Source organism: Pseudoclavibacter helvolus (genome assembly GCF_049707175.1).
GTDB lineage: Bacteria > Actinomycetota > Actinomycetes > Actinomycetales > Microbacteriaceae > Pseudoclavibacter > Pseudoclavibacter helvolus_A.
Genome location: NZ_JBNAFM010000010.1, coordinates 66,738 through 83,422 on the forward strand (window position 1 = coordinate 66,738; position 16,685 = coordinate 83,422).

The window sequence follows — 16,685 nt, forward strand, 5'->3', positions numbered from 1 at the left end:
CCGTAAAGCAGAATCAGGACACTCAGGACAACGAAGTCCCCATGAACATCGGAGCGCACATGACTCGGACTGACACCACGGAGCTCACGCTCGCAGAGGCGCCAGGACTCAGCGGAAGGATGCTGCGCGGCGTCGAGCGCGTCGGCAACCGACTCCCGCATCCGTTCTTCCTCTTCCTCATCCTCGCCGGTCTCGTCGCGATCGCCTCGGCCATCGCTGCCGGCCTCGGGGCGACGACGACCGACCCCGCGACGGGCGAGGTCGTCCCGATCCGGAGCATCCTCTCGTCGGAGGGACTCGTCTACGCGGTCTCGACCGCGATCGAGAACTTCATCACGTTCCCGCCGTTCGGCCTCATCATCACGGTCATGCTGGGCATCGGCGTCGCGGAACGCACCGGCCTGCTGAGCACGTTCATGCGCGCGACGGTCCTCTCCGCCCCCAAATGGGCCGTGACCTACGTCGTCGTATTCGTGAGCCTTATGGGCAACCTCGCCTCAGACACGGCGGTCATCATCCTTCCACCGCTCGCGGCGGCGGCGTTCCTCGCCGCCGGTCGGCACCCCCTGGCCGGGTTTATCACGTCGTACGCGGCGGTCATCGCCGGATTCAGCGCCAACGTGGTCCCCGCAGGCACCGACGTGCTCATGTCTGGAATCACCACGAGCGCCGCGCAGATCGTCGACCCCGGTGCCGAGGTCTCTGTGCTCGCCAACTACTACTTCTTCGCCTCGTCCACCGTGATCCTCTCCATCGCGATCACGTTCGTCTGCCAGCGATTCCTGGAGCCGAAGCTCGGCACATTCGTGCCCCCGACGAACACCCTCATCCCGAGCGCACTCACCCCCGACACCGATTCGGGGCCTGTCACGAGCAGGGAGCGTCGGGCGCTCCTCATCGCGACCGCGGCGATCGTTGTCTACCTGGCGATCTTGGTTGTCCTCCTCCTGCTGCCCGGTTCGGCACTCCAAGGTGAGGCCGGAGCGATCCTGCGCTCGCCGTTCATGTCGAGCATCCCGATGTTCATCCTGTTCATGTTCCTCGTGGGCGGTGTCACCTACGGCATCACCGCTGGAACGCTGACGAGCTGGGCGCAGGTGCCGAGCATGATGACGGAGGCGGTGAAGGAGCTCGTGCCGTTCATCGTTGTCATCTTCACGGCCGCCCAGGCCATCGCCTGGTTCTCGTGGTCCCAGATCGGGTTGCTCCTCGCCACCGGTGGAGCTGACGCGATGGAGGCGACGGGGCTCGGCGGAATCGGCGGCCTCATGATCTTCAGCGTCTTCGTGTTCGTCCCGGCGCTCCTGCTCACCAGCGGATCGGCCCTCTGGACCCTGCTCGACCCGATCTTCGTGCCCATGTTCATGTTGAACGGCGTCGACCCCGCGTACGTGCAGGCGGCGTTCCGCATCACCGACTCCGCCTCGAACCCCCTCGTGCCGATGAACCCGCTGCTTCCGGTCGTCCTCGGCCTCATGCAGAAGTGGGCGCCGAAGGGCGGACTCGGCACACTCTTCAGCCTCGTCATGCCATTCACGATCGTGATCTGGGGTGTCTGGCTGTTGCAGCTGCTGGTGTGGGGAATCTTCGAGCTGCCCGTCGGCCCCGGCCACTCGCTCATGATGGGCGGCTGATGGGCGCGCCCCACGACTTGACCCCGACCCCCGAACACAGTGGAGGAACACTGAACATGGACATCCGCACAGACAGTTTGCCTGCCATCGTCGACGAGCTCAGCAGCCACCTGCCCGCTCGGCTCCCCGGCCTGGTCGATGTGGCCGCAGACCTGCACGCCAACCCCGAGATCCGCTTCACGGAGGTGCATGCTGCGGCGAGGCTCACCTCCGAGCTCGAGTCGGCTGGCTTCGCCGTGGAACGCGGTTTCGCTGACCTCGACACGGCGTTCGTTGGCCGATGGTCGACCCCGGATGCTCGCGAAGACACCCCCACGATCGCCGTGTTCTGCGAGTACGACGCGCTCGAAGGCATCGGCCACGCCTGCGGCCACAACCTCATCGCGGCGAGCGGCCTGGGCGCTGGCCTTCTGCTCAAGGACGCGCTGACCGCGACCCCAGGCACTCCGGCGAACGTCGTCGTCATCGGGAGCCCGGGCGAAGAGGGCGCGGCAGGCAAGGTCCCGATGATCGAAGGCGGCGTGCTCGACGGCATCGACCTCGCGATCATGGTGCATCCGGCGGCGACGAACACCGTCGGCGGGTCGACGCTGTCGCGGGTGGCCCTCGATGTCGAGTTCACGGGCCGCGCCAGCCATGCAGCCGCGAGCCCTGAGACGGGCATCAACGCCCTCGACGCGTCGACCCTGTCGCTGACGGCGATCGGGCTGCTCAGGCAGCAGCTCAGCGACGACGCTCGCGTGCACGCGATCGTCACCGACGGTGGCCAGGCGCCGAACATCATCCCCGAGCGCTCGGCACTGCGCATCTTCGTGCGCGCAGGCGAGCGCGACCACCTGCTCGAGGACATCGTGCCCAGGGTGCGCGCCTGCTTCGAAGGTGCCGCCATCGCGACCGGATGCTCGGTGCTGATCGAGGAGAACACGCCCGCTTACTACTCACTCATCTCGAACCCGGTGCTGTCGAGGCTCGCGGAGGCGGCCTACGGGCGCCTCGGGCGCGAGGTCACGGAGGAACCCATCACCGGCTCCACCGACATGGGGAACGTCAGCCACGTCGTCCCGGCCATCCACCCGATGATCCAGCTCATTCCAGACGGCGTCACGCACACGCGCGAGTTCGCCGATGCCGCCGGCGGCCCGAACGCGTCGGCGACGATCGCAGACGGCGCTGCCATGCTCGCCGCGACGGCCCTCGCCGTGTTCCGCGAGCCAAACCTTGCGGTGGAGGCGAAACGCGCGTTCGACGCGCGCTGAGCACCGCCCGCCGCGGGGCCGGGCCGCGGCACGCCCCACGACGGAGATCGCTGCCAGTCGACACGCCCGAATGGGGTCCCCCGTTCAGGCGTGTCGTCTGGCAGCGATGGCGTATCCGCCGGGATGCGCGGTGCTAGGCGCCTGGGGCGGGCGGCTGCTGACCGTAGCCCTGCGCCGTCGGAGCCTGCCCGAAGTTCTGTGGCGGCACCTGCCCTGAGGTCTGGCCCGGCACCTGTGGCGTCGGAGCGTAGGCCTGGCCGGGAACATGGCCGTAGGTCTGCATCGGCTGCTGCGCCGCGAGCTGCGCCTGCTGCTGCGCGTACAGCTCGTGGGCTGCGCGTGCTTCGTCCTCGCGACGCTGCTTGGCGGTGACAGGCGGGGCCGTCGTGGTCTCGATGCCCTCCTTCTTCGCTCGCCAGATGACGTACGCGGCGACCAGTGCGAGGAACACTGCTGGGAGCAGCATGATGGGGCCGCCCGCACCGGCGGAACGGTCGATGCCCTCGTTGAGCTGGCCGGTCAGCACCGAGGGGATGAACAGCATGACGTTGTTGGCCGCGTGGATGAGCACGGCGCTCTCGAGTCCGCCCGTGTACTTCACGGTGAACGACATGATCACGCCGAAGAAGAAGTAGTAGCCGATGAGCCACACGTCGCCCGCCCCGTGGGCGAGGCAGAAGAGCGTCGCCGAGACGACCGTGCCGACGACGAAGGACAGCTGCGGCGACGAGAGCCACGATCCTGCGGCCCGCTGGAAGCCGCCGCGCGCGACGTACTCTTCCGACGCGGCCTGGAACGGGGTCGTGAGTAGCACGAACACGAGCATGAGGATCGCGGCGCCGTCGATATTGACCTCGGCGGGCTCGAGTAGGAAGAGGCCGAGCGAGTAGACGGCGAAGAGCGGCACGATGACGATCGCGAGCCTGCGGAACCAGGCCCAGCGGAAGCGGCCGGTGACCGAGGAGATCGTGCCGGGTCGCACGCCGAAGAACATGCGCTGTCCGAGGTACGCGAGCGGCAGGAGTGCGGCGAGCGCAAGGTTGTTCGTCACGAAAATCGACGGCGTCATGGGGATGACGCCGCCCTCCACCATGGAGGTCAGCTGGGCCTCGGAGAGCTCGCCGGTCAGCCCCGCGATGAGGAAGCCGGCGAGTCCGATCGTTATGGAGGTGAGGAAGTAGCCGGCGATCAGGAAGACGATGAAGACCAGACCTCTCCACCACCCCCTGCCTCGACCGATGGGGCTCAGGGCGTGGTCGTAGGTGAGTCTGCTGCTGGGGGGCTGCTCGGTGAGCCGTGCACTCCCGGCGGGGGTCGGTGTCATGCCGTGGTTGCTCATGTCTCGACGGTACTCAGCGGCGGATGCCCGGGGATCGGCCGCAGGAATGATTCCGCGTCCAGGCGGCTCGGCTGCGCGACGGAGGTCAGCGCTTGTGGGCGATGAGGTCGCGAAGCAGCAGGCGGTCGACCCGGTTGCCGTCACCGGCGAGCCAGTCGCCGACCTCGCGGAGCAGTGACTCGGTCGTGGCGAGGCGGACCCGCTGCCAGGTGAGCGCATTGTCGACCTCGAGCGGGCCTTCCCGCTCGGCGACGACCGTCATCCAGCCGCGGACCACCGACATCTCCCCGAAGAGCTCGTGGAACCGCTCGACGGCGTGCGGGAAGTCCGCGGCGGGTGAGGAAAAGGCAACACCGTCGTGCGTGAGCTCCCCGTCGCGCGAGATGCCGTAGGTGCCGGGCGCCCACAGCTCGTCGTTGATGAGCGCGACCCTGCGACCGCTGATGACGGCGTGGGCGATGACGCCGGCCGCCTGTCCAGGTACGCGTAGGCCGTGCACGATGCGCACGCCCGGGATGCGCAGCAGCTGGGCGAGCGGTTCGCCGACGGAGCGCTGAGCGAGGAACGCACGCATGGGGTTCGTTCCGCCCGCCGTGCCCCCCGCATCCATGGCCGTCTGGCCGGGTTCACCCCAGACGCGACCTCCGCCGCCCGCCGGAGGCGCGGACTCGTTCGCGAGCTGCACGAGCAGCCGCTCCCGGGTCACCGCGGCCCGACGATCATTGAGGCTCGACCAGGCGAAGTAGCCGGAGACGGCCGCGGCGAGGTAGATCGCGGCCTGCACGAGCAGGCTCGCGAAGGCTGGGTTCTGCAGGCCGGTCGTGGTGGCGAAGAGCGACATGACGCCGAGGGTCGCCGAGAGCACGCCCGCGATGACAGCCACCGCCAGCGTGGCGAGCCACAGCACCAGCGCCCAGCGCTGCGCGCGCACGCGCAGCCGGAGCGTGAGCCACCCAGCGCTCAGCCCCACGTAGGCGACGACGGCGGGCCACATGGTCGGCGCCTCGCCGGGGCCGAGCATCGGAACCGTGAGCCGGGCGAACGAGGCATCGAGGATGAGCATGAGGGCGCCGACGAGCACGATCGCCGCGTGCACGGAGACCGCGATGATCTCGCGCCGGGTGTAGGGGCGCTTGGCCGCGACCGCGGGCGGCCAGTAGACGGGCTGCTCGGGCCATCGCGTGCGGAACCAGGCCATGCGGCGGACGTCGAAGACCTGGGCAGGGATGCGCGTGGGCGGCGGCGCATCTCTGGTCGCCGGCTCCGCGTGGGCGCTTCGGCGCGGGGTGGAGGTCTGGGAGGCTTTCGTCGCGCCGGAGCGGGGCGGGGTCCGGAACCGGCCGCCCCCACCTGCGGAGCGCCTGCTCGTGGGCGCCCACTGGGTGCGCTGCTGCGTGCGGACGCGGCCCGAGCCGCCGCTCGCGAGCCAGGCGTCGTGCTCCCTGCGCGTCGCCTCCTCCGTGAGCACCTCGACCGCGAGGCGGACTCGGACGAAGTCGTCAGCGCTGCCGCCGAGGTCGGGATGCGACTCGCGCTGCCTGGCGCGTCCGATCCGGCGGATCTCTTCGAGCGATGCAGTTCGGGAGACGCCGAGCACGAGGTACAGGTCTTCCGTGAAGACGTGCCTCCGACCGCTCATGGCCGCCCCTCCCGCTGCTGGTTCAAGTTCACAAGCCTATGCGCCGATCTCGTCCGCTCCCGTCGCCGGGCGGACGCAGGTCACGAGTTCTCGGCGGCAAGCTCCGCGGAACGACGCTGGTTGGCCTGGAAGGCGCGCTCGAACGTGCTCGCGAGGTCCGCATCCTGCAGCACGGCCACCGAGCGCTCCGTCGTTCCGTTCGGGCTCGTTACGCGGCGGCGAAGCTCGGAAGGCTCGGTCTCGGGGTCGCGCACGACCATTCCGACGGCCCCCTCGAACGTGCCGACGACGAGCTCCTTCGCGAGCTGCTCGTCGAATCCGAGACGCCTGGTGGCGTCGAGGTACTGCTCGATCAGCAGGAACACGTGAGCGGGTCCGGAGCCTGACACGGCAGCGAGCGCGTCGATGCGCTCCTCGTCGACGGTGGCGACTCGTCCGACACTCTCGAACAGCGAGACGGCGACGGCGAGCGACGCCGGGCTGGTGGACGCGTTCGCCGCGAGGCCCGTCACCCCGAGCCCGATGCTGGCGGGCGTGTTGGGCATGGACCGGACGATCTGCGCCCCGGCGGGCAGCCGCGCCGCGAGGCTCTCGAGGCGCACACCGGCGGCGACCGAGATGACCACAGCATCCGCCGCGATCGACGGGGCGATCTCATCGAGCAGCGCACCGATGAGGTAGGGCTTGACCCCGAGCACGACGACGTCGGCACCATCGACGGCCGCCTGGTTCGCGCGGGGGTCGTCTTCGAGCGCGGTCGTCGTGACTCGCCCATCGCGCTCCGCCGCGGCGGCGGAGGCCGAGGACTTCGTCGTGACCCGCACGCGCGCCCCCTCGCCGAGGGGCGAGTCGAGGAGGCCTCGCAGGATCGCGCCGTTCATATTGCCGCCGCCAAGGAACGCATACGTCAGTGCCGTCATACCCGGATTGTACGGATGCACCACCGACAGTCGCCGAATGCATCGTCTGCTCTGAGAGCCGCCAGGGTGGTCTCGGTATGCTGGCCGTTACTCGTCACCGTCGAAGGGGAACTCGTGCCGAATACGGAACTCGCCGCACACATCCGCGAACTGCTGCTCGAAAACCCGCACGTGGGTGAAGTGCTCCAGGTGCGCAGCGTGGAAGTCGATGACCGGGTCACGCTCGTCGGCGTGCGCGTCTCGGTGCTGAACCTCCCGCAGGTGCTCGACCTTCCGCCGGTGCTCGCGCAGCTCCGTGCCCTGGTTCGCGAGGCGGCTCCGCACGCCGAAGCGATCTTCGTGGAGCCCGACGTCACGGAGCGGCACAACGTGCACGTGAGCACCGAGTCGATCGTCATCCGCTCCGTCGACTGACGTACCCGTCGCCTGACGCGCTCCGTCGACTGATGCACCCGTCGTCGGCCTCGCTCAGTCTCGGAAGAACCCACGCACGAGCGCTGCGCATTCCGGCTCCCGCACGCCGGCGATGACGACGGCGCGTTCTGGCAGTCGCCGGTCTCGCACGAGGTCATAGCGTGAGCCGACGGCGCCGGCCTTGTCGTCCCAGGCCCCGTACACGAGGGTGCTGATGCGCGAGGACAGGATCGCGCCCGCGCACATGGCGCACGGCTCAAGCGTGACGACGAGCGTGCATCCGTCGAGCCGCCACGTGCCCAGCCGCTCGGCCGCCCGCCTGAGGGCGAGCACCTCGGCGTGGCCCGTCGGGTCGCCCGTCAGCTCGCGCTCGTTGTGCGCGGTGGCGATGACGCTGCCGGATGCGTCGGTCACGACGGCGCCGATGGGCACGTCGTCGCTGGCGAGCGCAAGCTCGGCTTCGGCGAGGGCGGTGCCCATGAGCTCGCTGAGTCGCTCGTCGACGTGGAGGGTCACGCTACCCATCCTCGCACTGCACGATGCGGCGGTCTGCGCGGCGGTCACCGGGATGCCGTCGGCTTCGTTACTCTGTATTTCATGCGCCTGCACGTAGCCGACCACCCGCTCATCACCCACAAGCTCTCGGTGCTGCGGGACGAGAAGACCTCGTCGCAGCAGTTCCGCTCGCTGGTCGAAGAGCTGGTGACGCTGCTGAGCTACGAGGCCACGCGCGATGTCCGCACGGAGTCCTACGAGCTGCAGACGCCCGTCGCCAAGACCACTGGTCTGCGCATGACCGACCCGGTGCCCCTCGTGGTGCCGATCATCCGCGCGGGCCTCGGCATGCTCGACGGGTTCCTGAAGCTGGTGCCGAACGTCGAGGTCGGCTTCCTCGGCATGCAGCGCAACGAGGAGACCCTGCAGCCCGAGACGTACGCGAAGCGGCTTCCCGAGAACCTCGCCAACCGGCAGTGCTTCGCGCTCGACCCGATGCTGGCGACCGGCGGTTCACTCGTCGCCGCCATCGACTTCCTCTTCGACGCAGGTGCGGTCGACGTGACCGCGATCTGCATCGTCGCGTCGCCCGAGGGCATCGAGCGGATGCGCGAGGCGTTCGCGGACCGGAACGTCACGGTGGTCGTCGGGGCGCTCGATGAAGGCTTGAACGAGGACGGGTTCATCGTTCCCGGACTCGGCGACGCCGGCGATCGCCTCTACGGCGTCGCGGAATAAACTTCGCGTCACCTGTTGACATGTGCCGTCACGAGGAAACATACTGGCGGCATGACGAACATCTCGCGACCCCTGACCGCCTTTTCGGCGACGGGAACCGCTGGCATGATGATGCCCAGCAACGCGATGTGCTGTCGAATGTGCCGCTGACTCCGGACCACCCCGTCGAGTCGCCGCACCTCCCGCCTCCTTCTCTCGCGAAATCCGCACATCAAGAAGGAATCCCGCGCCCCCTGGGCCGGCGCGATCCACGTGCGTTCTGCACCGGACCGCATCCCGTCGAGGCTCCAGCCCCTCGGCATCGTTCGCGAACCTCCGCGAACCGCACCCGCATCTCGGCGGGTGCCATGAGCATCATCACCTCAAAGGACTTCACCCCATGTCTCTCGCAACCGACTTCCGCCGCCCCCGCACCCTGAATGCCGTGACCCAGATTCCAGAGACCCCGCGCCCCGCCTACGTCCAGGCGGTCCCCGCCGCGCCAGAAGCGCGCGGCTTTGTCCTCTACGTCGGCCTCGATGAGGCGAAGGCAAACCTCGACGGCACGACGCTCACCGAGCTCGTCGAAGCACTGAAGCGCGTGACGGCCGAGGTCGCTCCCCACGCGGAGACGCACGCGGCCGTGGCGCTCGCTCCGAAGGGCGCGGGCGGCCGCGACGTCGAGGTCGTGCGCCTCGCCCTCCAGGACCCGCAGGCCCTGGCCGCGCGAGGCGTGGAGGAGGAGCACCAGCCGGATTCGGCGGAGGGCGTCACCATCGACACGACGCGCAAGCGCGTGAGCGTCTCGGGCGAGAACGCCGGGCTCACGTACAAGGAGTTCGAGTTGCTCCAGGCGCTCGTGCTGCGCGAGGGTCGCACCGTCGACCGCACCGAGATCATCGACATCCTCTGGCGAGACAGCGACGAGGAGCGCCCGAACGAGCGCACCATCGACGTGCACGTGCGTCGCCTGCGCTCGAAGCTCGGTGCCTACGGCGACATCGTGCGCACTGTGCGCGGCACGGGGTACCGCTTCGACCGTCACGCCGATGTCGAGGTCCTCTACCCGAACGCACAGTCCCCGGACCGCCTGTAGCGAAGCCGCGGGCACCCCGCAAGGCGCGCCGCCCTTCACCAGGGGCTCCGCCCGGGTCCCCGCACAACAGGTCCGCTGCGCCGCAGAGAGCGCTCTCATGCGGGTAATTCCGGCTTTCGTCGCGCCGATTCCTTCGCCTGGTGTACTGGCCAGTACACTCGACGGAAGCTGCCGGGACGAAGAAGCGGGAGGCTCGATGCCGACGACAAGCAACCCAGTAGAGGCTTGGGAGTCGCTCTTCCGCGCGCAGGTGTCGATCATGCGCGAGCTCCGCGGCGAGTTCTCGAGCAACTCGATGTCGATGAACGAGTACGACGTGCTCTTCAACGTGGTTCGCGAGCCGAACGGCCGCATCCGCCTGCGTGACCTGAACCGGAACGTGCTCATCACGCAGTCGTCGGTCTCGCGGCTCGTCGACCGCCTCGTCCAGCGGGGCTACCTCGTCAAGATCGACGACAGGCTCGACCTCCGCTCCACCCTCATCGAGATCACGCCTGACGGCCGCGCCGAGTTCACGCGCGCGGCTCGCACGCACATGCGCAACATTCAGGAGCGCATGACGAGCGCACTCGATGCAGAGGAGCTGCGAACGCTCCAGCACCTGTGCACGAAGCTCCGCCTCGGACAGGCCGGCGGGCGCGGGCGTGACCACGACGCCTGAGTTCGCCTGGGCCGGCGACGGGGCCCCGGCGCCCCTCGACGCGGCAGCGGCGAATGCGCTCGCCCACGGACTCCAGGTGCTCGCTGACCCGACGCGGCTGCGCATCCTCTCGCTCGTCGCAGCAAACCCCGATCGACCGACAACCGTGACTGAGCTCGTCTCGGCCCTCGGGTGCGCGCAGTCGACCGCGTCGCACCACCTGCGGATCCTCGTGGACGGCGGGTACCTCAGCTACGAACGCAGCGGCACGTGGGGGCTGTACCGTCTCGAGGCGTCAAGGCTCCTCGAAACGTCAGCGAGCATCCGCCCCCGCTGAGCCCCAACGTTCGGGCTGGAACGTTCGCTTCGTTGCCGGAAGTGTTCCAGCACGAAGCGATGTTCCCATCCCGAAACCTCGATCCTGGCGGGGGCTGACTCGTCAGCCGTCCAAGTGGCGCTCGTCGACGCCGTTGTAGACCGCCAGCGGGCGGATGAGCGAATTGGCGGCTGCCTGCTCCCTGATGTGCGCCGTCCATCCGGTAATGCGGGCGGCCGCGAAGAGCGGCGTGAACGTCGGCGTATCGAACCCCATGAGGTGATAGACGGGACCTGCCGGGTAGTCGAGGTTCGGTTTGATGCCCTTGCGCTCGCCGAAACTGCGCTCGAGGGCCTCGGAGAGCTCAAGCAGGTCGCGGCGGTCGTAGTGCTCGGCGAGTCGCTCCAGCGCCGCGTGCATAGTGGGCACACGTGAATCGCCGTTCTTGTAGACGCGGTGGCCGAAGCCCATGATCTTCTTCTTGCTCGCGAGTGCATCGTCGAGCCACGCCTCGACGTTCGCGGCGTCGCCGATCTCGGCGAACGTGTGCATGACGGCCTCGTTCGCGCCGCCGTGGAGGGCTCCCTTGAGCGCACCGATCGCTCCGACGACGGCCGAGTAGAGGTCGGCGGTCGTCGACGTGATCACCCGCGCGGTGAACGTGGATGCGTTGAAGGAGTGCTCGGCGTAGAGCACCATCGAAATACGGAAGGCGTCGACGACCTCGGGGGCCGCTTCCTCGCCGAAGGTCATCCAGAGGAAGTTCTGCGAGTAGTCGAGGTCGTCGCGGGGCTCGACGAGCTCGAGCCCGTGCCTGCGGCGCTGGTCGTAGGCGACGATCGCGGGCAACGCGGCGAACAGGGCCTTAGCTTTCGCCAGTTCGGCTTCGGGCGACGGGTCCTCGGCGTCGGGGTCGTTGGCGCCGATGACGCTCACGGCCGTGCGGACGACGTCCATTGGATGCGCGGTCGTCGGCAGCGCGTCGATCACGGCGCGCACGTTGTCCGCGAGCGCGCGACCTGCCCGCTCGTCTGCGGTGAACTCGGCGAGCTCGGCTTCGCTGGGGAGCTCGCCACCCCACAGCAGCAGGGCGACCTCCTCGAAGCTCTTCTGCGCCGCGAGCTCCTGCACCGGGTAGCCCCGGTAGAGCAGCGAGTTGGTCTCGGGGTTGACCTTCGAGATGGCGCTGTAGTCGACGGGCACCCCTGCGAGCCCCTTGTAGATCTCCTGCTCAGTCATCGTTGACCTGGCCTTTCCTGTGACGTGTGCTGCTGGGACGGGCGCTGCATGGTCTCAGCGCTTGACCGTGAAATTGAACACTCCGCTGTCGAAGTGGTTATACCCCTCGTAGTCGACAAGCTCGTACAGCTCCGCGCGGTGCTGCATCTCGTCGAGCTTGCCGGCGAGGGTGCCGTGCGCGATGAGTTCGTCGAGCGCCCCGGCCGTCGCGCCCATGGAGATGCGGAGGGTCGAGACGGGCCAGATGACGAGGTTCATGCCGACGTCGGCGAGCTGCTGCACCGTGAAGAGCTCGCTCTTGCCGAACTCGGTCATGTTGGCGAGCAGCGGCACGTCGATCGCGGCGCGCATGGCCTCGAACTCCTCGAGCGATGCCATGGCCTCGGGGAAGATCGCGTCGGCACCAGCATCGACGAGCTTCCTGGCGCGGTCGATCGAGGCGTCGAGGCCTTCGACGGCCCGAATGTCGGTGCGGGCCATGACGAGGAAGTTAGGGTCGCGACGCGCATCCACCGCGGCCCTGACTCGCTTGAGTGCGGTTTCCTCGTCGACCACTTGCTTGCCGTCGAGGTGCCCGCAGCGTTTCGGGTTGACCTGGTCTTCGATGTGCATGCCGGCGAGGCCCGCGTCTTCGAGCTCTTGGACGGTGCGGGCCACGTTCATGGGCTCACCGAATCCGGTGTCGGCGTCGATGATGGCCGGCAGCTCGGTCATGCGGGCGATCTGCCTGCCGCGGCCGGCAACTTCGGTGAGCGTGGTGAGGCCGATGTCGGGCAGGCCGAGGTCGGCCGAGAGCACCGCACCCGAGATGTAGACGCCTTCGAAGCCCTTCTGCTCGATGAGGCGGGCCGAGAGCGGGTTGAAGGCGCCGGGGAAGCGCAGCAGCTCGCCGCTCGCGAGGCTCGCGCGGAAGGCCGCGCGCTTGTCGGCCGGGCTGGTCTTCGCGTACAGCATCAGAAGATCCCTCCGCCGTCGCTGAACTCGATCACGCCGGGCAGCGCGACGAAGCCGAGCTGTCCGAGCTCGCCTGGCGCGAGCTCTGGCAGGCGCTGGACCGTGTCGAGGAACCGCTCGATCTCGTGGTCGTCGACGACGTCGGCCGCGAGGGTGCGGAATTTGTCGACGTACTCGGCGCGGGCGAACGGCCTGGCGCCGAGGGGATGCGCGTCGGCGACCGCGATCTCGTCGCGGATGACGCTGCCATCGGTGAGCGTGATCTCGACGCTGCCGCCGAACGCCTTCTCGGCGATGTCGAGCGAGTGGTAGCGGCGCGTCCACTCGGGGTCTTCCTCGGTCACGACCCTCTTCCACAGCTCGACCGTGTCCGGTCTCGCCGCGCGCTCCGGCGCGTACGAGCCGACGTGATGCCAGGCGCCGTCCTGCAGGGCGACGGTGAAGATATAGGGGATCGAGTGGTCGAGCGTCTCCCGGCTGGCCGTCGGGTCGTACTTCTGCGGGTCGTTGGCGCCGGAGCCGATCACGAAGTGTGTGTGGTGCGAGGAGCGGATGAGGATGCGCTCGATGCGGTCGGGGGCCGTGGCGAGCTGCGGGTGCTCGTTGTGGAGCTTGCGGGCGAGGTCGATCCAGGCCTGGGCCTGGTACTCCGCCGAGTGCTCCTTCGTGTAGCTGTCGAGGATGGCGGTCTTCGCCTCGCCGGCGCCGGGGAGCGGCACCTGGTAGCGCGCATCCGCACCCCCGAGCAGCCAGGCGATGACGCCGTCTTCACCCTCGTAGATGGGGGTGGGGCTCGTCTGGCCGCGCATCGCGCGGTCGACGGCCTCGACCGCCATCTTGCCCGCGAAGGCCGGGGCGTGCGCCTTCCACGTGGAGATCTCGCCCTTGCGCGACTGCCGGGTCGCGGTTGTCGTGTGCAGCGCCTGGCCGACGGCCTGGAAGATCGTCTCGGTGTCGAGGCCGAGCAGCGTGCCGATGCCGGCCGCCGCCGACGGGCCGAGGTGCGCGACGTGGTCGATCTTGTGCTTGTGCAGGCAGATGCCCTTGGCGAGGTCGATCTGAATCTCGTAGCCGGTCGCGATGCCCCGCACGAGCTGCTCGCCGGAGATCGCCTTCTGGCCGGCCAGGTGCTGGGCGACGGCCAGGATCGGCGGGATGTTGTCGCCCGGATGCGAGTACTCGGCCGCGAGGAACGTGTCGTGGTAGTCGAGCTCGCGCACCGCCACGCCGTTCGCCCAGGCCGCCCACTCCGGGGAGGTGCGCTGCGCATCCTCGAGCCCGAACAGCGTGGAGCCAGCGCCGTGGCGTGAGACGCCGTGCGCGAGCGCCTGGTTGCGGGCGGCCACGATGGGGGCACGGGCGAGGGAGGCGGCCGCGACCGCGGCGTTGTCGATCACGCGGTTGATGACCATGTCGGTCACCTCGTCCTGGACCGGCACGGGGTCGGCGGCGACCTCGGCGATCTTCCACGCCAGCTGGTCGTGGCGCTCAAGGTTCTCGTCGCTGCGGTGGACTCGGACGTCGTGGAGGTTCACGTGGAGGGGATCCCTTCGGGAGAGCTTGGCTGTGGCGCGCTCGGCTGCAGGGAGGCGAGCGCCGTTGTGAGGCTGCGGTGGAGGTGGAAGTGGGTTGCGTGGGACGCGAGGCGCGGGTCGTTCGCGAGGATCGCATCCACGACACCGAGATGCTCGCTCGCCGCCTCGCGGAGGCGGTCGGGATTGTGGCTCGAGAGCCGACGCACACGCGAGGAATGCAGGCGGCACGATTCGAGGGCCACGCTCAGATACTCACTCGCGGCCGCCTCGTCGATGGCACGGTCGAGGGCGTCCACGAGTTCGAAGTACTCGGCGATGCCCTCCTGGCCGAGGTCGAGGAGCCCGGGGGCCTCGAGCAGGCGGATGCGGAGGCGCTCGAACTGCGCGGGGTCACGGCGCATCGCGGCGAGGGCCGCGGCCTGCGTCTCGAGCGCCTCGCGGAGCTCGTAGAGCTGCACGACCCGCTCCGGGCTGATCTCGGAGACGACGAGCACGCGGGGCGACTGACTGCGTACGAGGCCGTCGGCGAGGAGCCGAGTGAACGCGCCGCGGACGGGCGTGCGGGACACCTCGAGGCGACTGGCCTGCTCGACCTCGGTGAGCACGGTTCCAGGCAGGAGCGCACCGGCGAGGATCTCCTCACGGAGCACCGCGTAGACGCGATCGCTGGCGAGCATGAGACCTCCTCGTTCGAACTCCCACCAATGTATGCACTGAGTCGCCGTTCAACAAGATTTCTCCAGTGATTGCCAGCCTTTGCATACATAACCGTGGCGCCCGAACGTGCCCTAGCCTTGGCGAGCAGGCCCGCCCGCGGGCACGCGCATCCACCGTCGCCGAGGAGGCACCGATGTCCGACCGATCACGACCGGCGATCGCCAAGACAGCGACCGATCTGTTCCGCAGGAACCCCGTCATGTGGGGCTTCTCGGTCGCGATCGGGCTGCTCCTCGCCGCCCTGCTGGCAACAACCGTCATCCAGCTGCAGTCGGTTGTGCTCTCGGTCTTCATCGCGTTCTTCATCACGCTCGGCCTCGACCCGCTCATCCGCCTCCTCCAACGGTGGGGACTCAAGCGCGGCATGGCGATCGTCTCAGTGATCGTCGTCTTCGTGCTTATCGTCGCCGGGCTCATCTGGATCGTCGTCCCGATCCTCGTCAGCCAGATCAGCACCCTCGTCACCACCGTGCCGCAAGAGATCACGCGCCTCAACAACGAGGGCTGGTTCGACACCATCAACGAGGCCACGAACGGCGCGGCAAGCAACGCGCTCGACTGGGCGCAGAAGACGGCGACCGACCCGAACACGTGGGCCACGATCGGCGGCGGCGCCGTGCAGGTCGGCTCCACGATCGTGAACGGGGTCAGCACGGGCCTCTTCGTCTTCATCCTGACGCTCAACTTCATCGCGACCCTCGGAGGCATCAAGAAGGCCGGCTACTCGCTCGTCAACGCCTCCGTGCGGCCCCGCTTCGAGGAGTACGCGGAGCGCATCATGGCGTCGGTCGGCTCCTACCTCAACGGCATGGTCGTGCTCGCCTTCATCAATGCCGTCTTCAGCGGGCTCCTCCTGTGGGCGGTCGGCGCCCCGTACCCGTTCGTGATCGCCGTGATCTGCTTCTTCATCACGCTCATCCCGCTCATCGGAACGATCATCACGACCATCTTCATGACGGTCATCGCGCTCTTCGCCTCCCCCATCGCCGCGCTAGTTGTGCTCGTCGCGATGCTCGTTTACATGCAGGTCGAGGCGTACATCCTCACGCCCCGCGTCATGTCGAAGGCCGTGCAGATCCCCGGCTCCCTCGTGCTCATCGCGGCGCTCGCCGGCGGCACGCTCCTCGGGCTCGTCGGGGCGCTCGTCGCGATCCCCATGGCGGCCGGCGTGGTCCTGCTCGTCCGCGAGGTCGTGATCCCGCGCAAGGCGCGCGCCTGACGCGCCGGCGACACCTCAGCGCAGCGCGCGAACGTACCGCCGGCGTGCGACGAGCTGCGCGACCCTGAGCAGCGGATGCAGCGCCCGCCACGCACCGGAAGGCGCCGGGCTGGTCAGCGAGCGGATCGTGAACTCGACTCGCGCATCCACCCGACACACAACAAACGCCTCCTCGCCGCGCACGGGGTGACCCGGGAGGGTGCGGTACGCGAACCCGACCCGATCGGGCTGCTCGACGACGGCCACGACCTCGACGGGCTCCAGGATGCGCACCCCGCCCCACCCGGCCACGATCGTCGGCCGCGCGTCGACCGTCGCAGGCGTATCCGCCGGGTGCACCTCGAAGCCACTGCGCGTCTTCACCCGCCACAGCAACACATCCGCCGCCGCTCGCCGCCAGAGCTCGTCGCCCTCCCCGATGACCACGGTCGTCTCGAAACGGCGAAACGGGGCCGCCGCGGGTGACCCCGAGTCTGGCCCCACGCGCGGCGACAAGGCCGGCCACACGTCGAGGTGTGGCTGCGTGAGCGAGTGCGGATCGGGTGCGGGCATGCA

Annotated in this window: 17 protein-coding genes; 8 read left to right on the top strand and 9 right to left on the bottom strand. The window is 68.8% G+C overall.

Annotation, left to right across the window (positions count from 1 at the left end; translation table 11 throughout):
* The first annotated feature begins 59 nt into the window (after nt 1–59).
* Nucleotides 60–1,634: an AbgT family transporter gene (locus ACPYN9_RS09790; protein WP_424466103.1), complete on the top strand. Its 1,575-nt coding sequence runs from the start codon at nt 60–62 to the stop codon at nt 1,632–1,634.
* 56 nt (nt 1,635–1,690) lie between these two features.
* The gene (locus tag ACPYN9_RS09795) at nt 1,691–2,890 is read left to right on the top strand and encodes a M20 family metallopeptidase (protein WP_424466105.1); all 1,200 of its coding nucleotides are present in this window, start codon (nt 1,691–1,693) and stop codon (nt 2,888–2,890) included.
* Between the two features lie 133 nt (nt 2,891–3,023).
* On the opposite strand, the gene ACPYN9_RS09800 is transcribed toward ACPYN9_RS09795, so the two are convergent.
* The 3 genes from ACPYN9_RS09800 to proC form a co-directional block, all read right to left on the bottom strand.
* On the bottom strand, nt 3,024–4,229 hold the full coding sequence (locus ACPYN9_RS09800) for a CPBP family intramembrane glutamic endopeptidase (RefSeq protein WP_424466107.1): 1,206 nt from the start codon (nt 4,227–4,229) through the stop codon (nt 3,024–3,026).
* Between the two features lie 85 nt (nt 4,230–4,314).
* Nucleotides 4,315–5,868 (bottom strand): J domain-containing protein, encoded by a 1,554-nt coding sequence (locus tag ACPYN9_RS09805; RefSeq protein WP_424466109.1) that lies wholly within the window; start codon nt 5,866–5,868, stop codon nt 4,315–4,317.
* A gap of 80 nt (nt 5,869–5,948) precedes the next feature.
* Nucleotides 5,949–6,788 carry a pyrroline-5-carboxylate reductase gene (gene proC / locus ACPYN9_RS09810; RefSeq protein ID WP_424466110.1) on the bottom strand — a complete coding sequence of 280 codons (840 nt, stop codon included), beginning with the start codon at nt 6,786–6,788 and terminating at the stop codon, nt 5,949–5,951.
* A 114-nt stretch (nt 6,789–6,902) separates the two neighbouring features.
* On the opposite strand from proC, the gene ACPYN9_RS09815 reads away from it, so the two are divergent.
* Nucleotides 6,903–7,202, top strand: coding sequence for a hypothetical protein (locus ACPYN9_RS09815; protein ID WP_424466112.1), 300 nt, complete (start codon nt 6,903–6,905; stop codon nt 7,200–7,202).
* 54 nt (nt 7,203–7,256) lie between these two features.
* Here the strand turns inward: ACPYN9_RS09815 and ACPYN9_RS09820 are convergent, their stop codons facing one another.
* Complete coding sequence (locus tag ACPYN9_RS09820; RefSeq protein ID WP_424466113.1) at nt 7,257–7,718, bottom strand: nucleoside deaminase; 462 nt, start codon at nt 7,716–7,718, stop codon at nt 7,257–7,259.
* An 81-nt stretch (nt 7,719–7,799) separates the two neighbouring features.
* Here ACPYN9_RS09820 and upp point away from each other — a divergent pair, with 81 nt between their 5' ends.
* From upp to ACPYN9_RS09840, 4 genes are all read left to right on the top strand, one after another.
* Nucleotides 7,800–8,435, top strand: coding sequence for a uracil phosphoribosyltransferase (gene upp / locus ACPYN9_RS09825; RefSeq protein ID WP_424466114.1), 636 nt, complete (start codon nt 7,800–7,802; stop codon nt 8,433–8,435).
* 379 nt (nt 8,436–8,814) lie between these two features.
* Nucleotides 8,815–9,510: a winged helix-turn-helix domain-containing protein gene (locus ACPYN9_RS09830; RefSeq protein ID WP_424466115.1), complete on the top strand. Its 696-nt coding sequence runs from the start codon at nt 8,815–8,817 to the stop codon at nt 9,508–9,510.
* 196 nt (nt 9,511–9,706) lie between these two features.
* On the top strand, nt 9,707–10,171 hold the full coding sequence (locus ACPYN9_RS09835; RefSeq protein ID WP_424466116.1) for a MarR family winged helix-turn-helix transcriptional regulator: 465 nt from the start codon (nt 9,707–9,709) through the stop codon (nt 10,169–10,171).
* Nucleotides 10,155–10,487, top strand: a complete 333-nt coding sequence (locus ACPYN9_RS09840) for an ArsR/SmtB family transcription factor (RefSeq protein ID WP_424466118.1) — start codon at nt 10,155–10,157, stop codon at nt 10,485–10,487. The genes ACPYN9_RS09835 and ACPYN9_RS09840 overlap by 17 nt, the downstream gene beginning before the upstream one ends.
* 102 nt (nt 10,488–10,589) lie before the next feature.
* Here the strand turns inward: ACPYN9_RS09840 and ACPYN9_RS09845 are convergent, their stop codons facing one another.
* Genes ACPYN9_RS09845 through ACPYN9_RS09860 form a run of 4 tightly spaced genes read right to left on the bottom strand, consistent with a single transcriptional unit; the run spans nt 10,590 to nt 14,871 of the window.
* A complete protein-coding gene (locus ACPYN9_RS09845) occupies nt 10,590–11,705 on the bottom strand; it encodes a bifunctional 2-methylcitrate synthase/citrate synthase (RefSeq protein WP_424466120.1) in 1,116 nt (371 codons plus the stop codon).
* A 54-nt stretch (nt 11,706–11,759) separates the two neighbouring features.
* Nucleotides 11,760–12,659: a methylisocitrate lyase gene (gene prpB, locus ACPYN9_RS09850; protein WP_424466122.1), complete on the bottom strand. Its 900-nt coding sequence runs from the start codon at nt 12,657–12,659 to the stop codon at nt 11,760–11,762.
* Nucleotides 12,659–14,194 carry an MmgE/PrpD family protein gene (locus ACPYN9_RS09855; protein WP_424466124.1) on the bottom strand — a complete coding sequence of 512 codons (1,536 nt, stop codon included), beginning with the start codon at nt 14,192–14,194 and terminating at the stop codon, nt 12,659–12,661. The genes prpB and ACPYN9_RS09855 overlap by 1 nt, the downstream gene beginning before the upstream one ends.
* Nucleotides 14,191–14,871 carry a GntR family transcriptional regulator gene (locus ACPYN9_RS09860; RefSeq protein WP_424466126.1) on the bottom strand — a complete coding sequence of 227 codons (681 nt, stop codon included), beginning with the start codon at nt 14,869–14,871 and terminating at the stop codon, nt 14,191–14,193. The genes ACPYN9_RS09855 and ACPYN9_RS09860 overlap by 4 nt, the downstream gene beginning before the upstream one ends.
* Before the next feature lie 173 nt (nt 14,872–15,044).
* On the opposite strand from ACPYN9_RS09860, the gene ACPYN9_RS09865 reads away from it, so the two are divergent.
* Nucleotides 15,045–16,130 (top strand): AI-2E family transporter, encoded by a 1,086-nt coding sequence (locus ACPYN9_RS09865; RefSeq protein WP_424466128.1) that lies wholly within the window; start codon nt 15,045–15,047, stop codon nt 16,128–16,130.
* Nucleotides 16,131–16,145: 15 nt separating this feature from the next.
* Here ACPYN9_RS09865 and ACPYN9_RS09870 read toward each other — a convergent pair whose 3' ends face one another.
* Nucleotides 16,146–16,682 (bottom strand): DUF1990 family protein, encoded by a 537-nt coding sequence (locus ACPYN9_RS09870; RefSeq protein ID WP_424466130.1) that lies wholly within the window; start codon nt 16,680–16,682, stop codon nt 16,146–16,148.
* Nucleotides 16,683–16,685 lie beyond the last annotated feature (3 nt).

What these genes read in the sequence shown, in the direction of transcription:
- ACPYN9_RS09800 (WP_424466107.1), bottom strand. Translation starts at nt 4,229, where the DNA reads ATGAGCAACCACGGCATGACACCGACCCCCGCCGGGAGTGCACGGCTC.
- ACPYN9_RS09860 (WP_424466126.1), bottom strand. Translation starts at nt 14,871, where the DNA reads ATGCTCGCCAGCGATCGCGTCTACGCGGTGCTCCGTGAGGAGATCCTC.
- ACPYN9_RS09870 (WP_424466130.1), bottom strand. Translation starts at nt 16,682, where the DNA reads ATGCCCGCACCCGATCCGCACTCGCTCACGCAGCCACACCTCGACGTG.
- ACPYN9_RS09790 (WP_424466103.1), top strand. Translation starts at nt 60, where the DNA reads ATGACTCGGACTGACACCACGGAGCTCACGCTCGCAGAGGCGCCAGGA.
- ACPYN9_RS09805 (WP_424466109.1), bottom strand. Translation starts at nt 5,868, where the DNA reads ATGAGCGGTCGGAGGCACGTCTTCACGGAAGACCTGTACCTCGTGCTC.
- prpB (WP_424466122.1), bottom strand. Translation starts at nt 12,659, where the DNA reads ATGCTGTACGCGAAGACCAGCCCGGCCGACAAGCGCGCGGCCTTCCGC.
- upp (WP_424466114.1), top strand. Translation starts at nt 7,800, where the DNA reads ATGCGCCTGCACGTAGCCGACCACCCGCTCATCACCCACAAGCTCTCG.
- ACPYN9_RS09865 (WP_424466128.1), top strand. Translation starts at nt 15,045, where the DNA reads ATGTCCGACCGATCACGACCGGCGATCGCCAAGACAGCGACCGATCTG.
- ACPYN9_RS09795 (WP_424466105.1), top strand. Translation starts at nt 1,691, where the DNA reads ATGGACATCCGCACAGACAGTTTGCCTGCCATCGTCGACGAGCTCAGC.
- ACPYN9_RS09830 (WP_424466115.1), top strand. Translation starts at nt 8,815, where the DNA reads ATGTCTCTCGCAACCGACTTCCGCCGCCCCCGCACCCTGAATGCCGTG.
- proC (WP_424466110.1), bottom strand. Translation starts at nt 6,788, where the DNA reads ATGACGGCACTGACGTATGCGTTCCTTGGCGGCGGCAATATGAACGGC.
- ACPYN9_RS09845 (WP_424466120.1), bottom strand. Translation starts at nt 11,705, where the DNA reads ATGACTGAGCAGGAGATCTACAAGGGGCTCGCAGGGGTGCCCGTCGAC.
- ACPYN9_RS09835 (WP_424466116.1), top strand. Translation starts at nt 9,707, where the DNA reads ATGCCGACGACAAGCAACCCAGTAGAGGCTTGGGAGTCGCTCTTCCGC.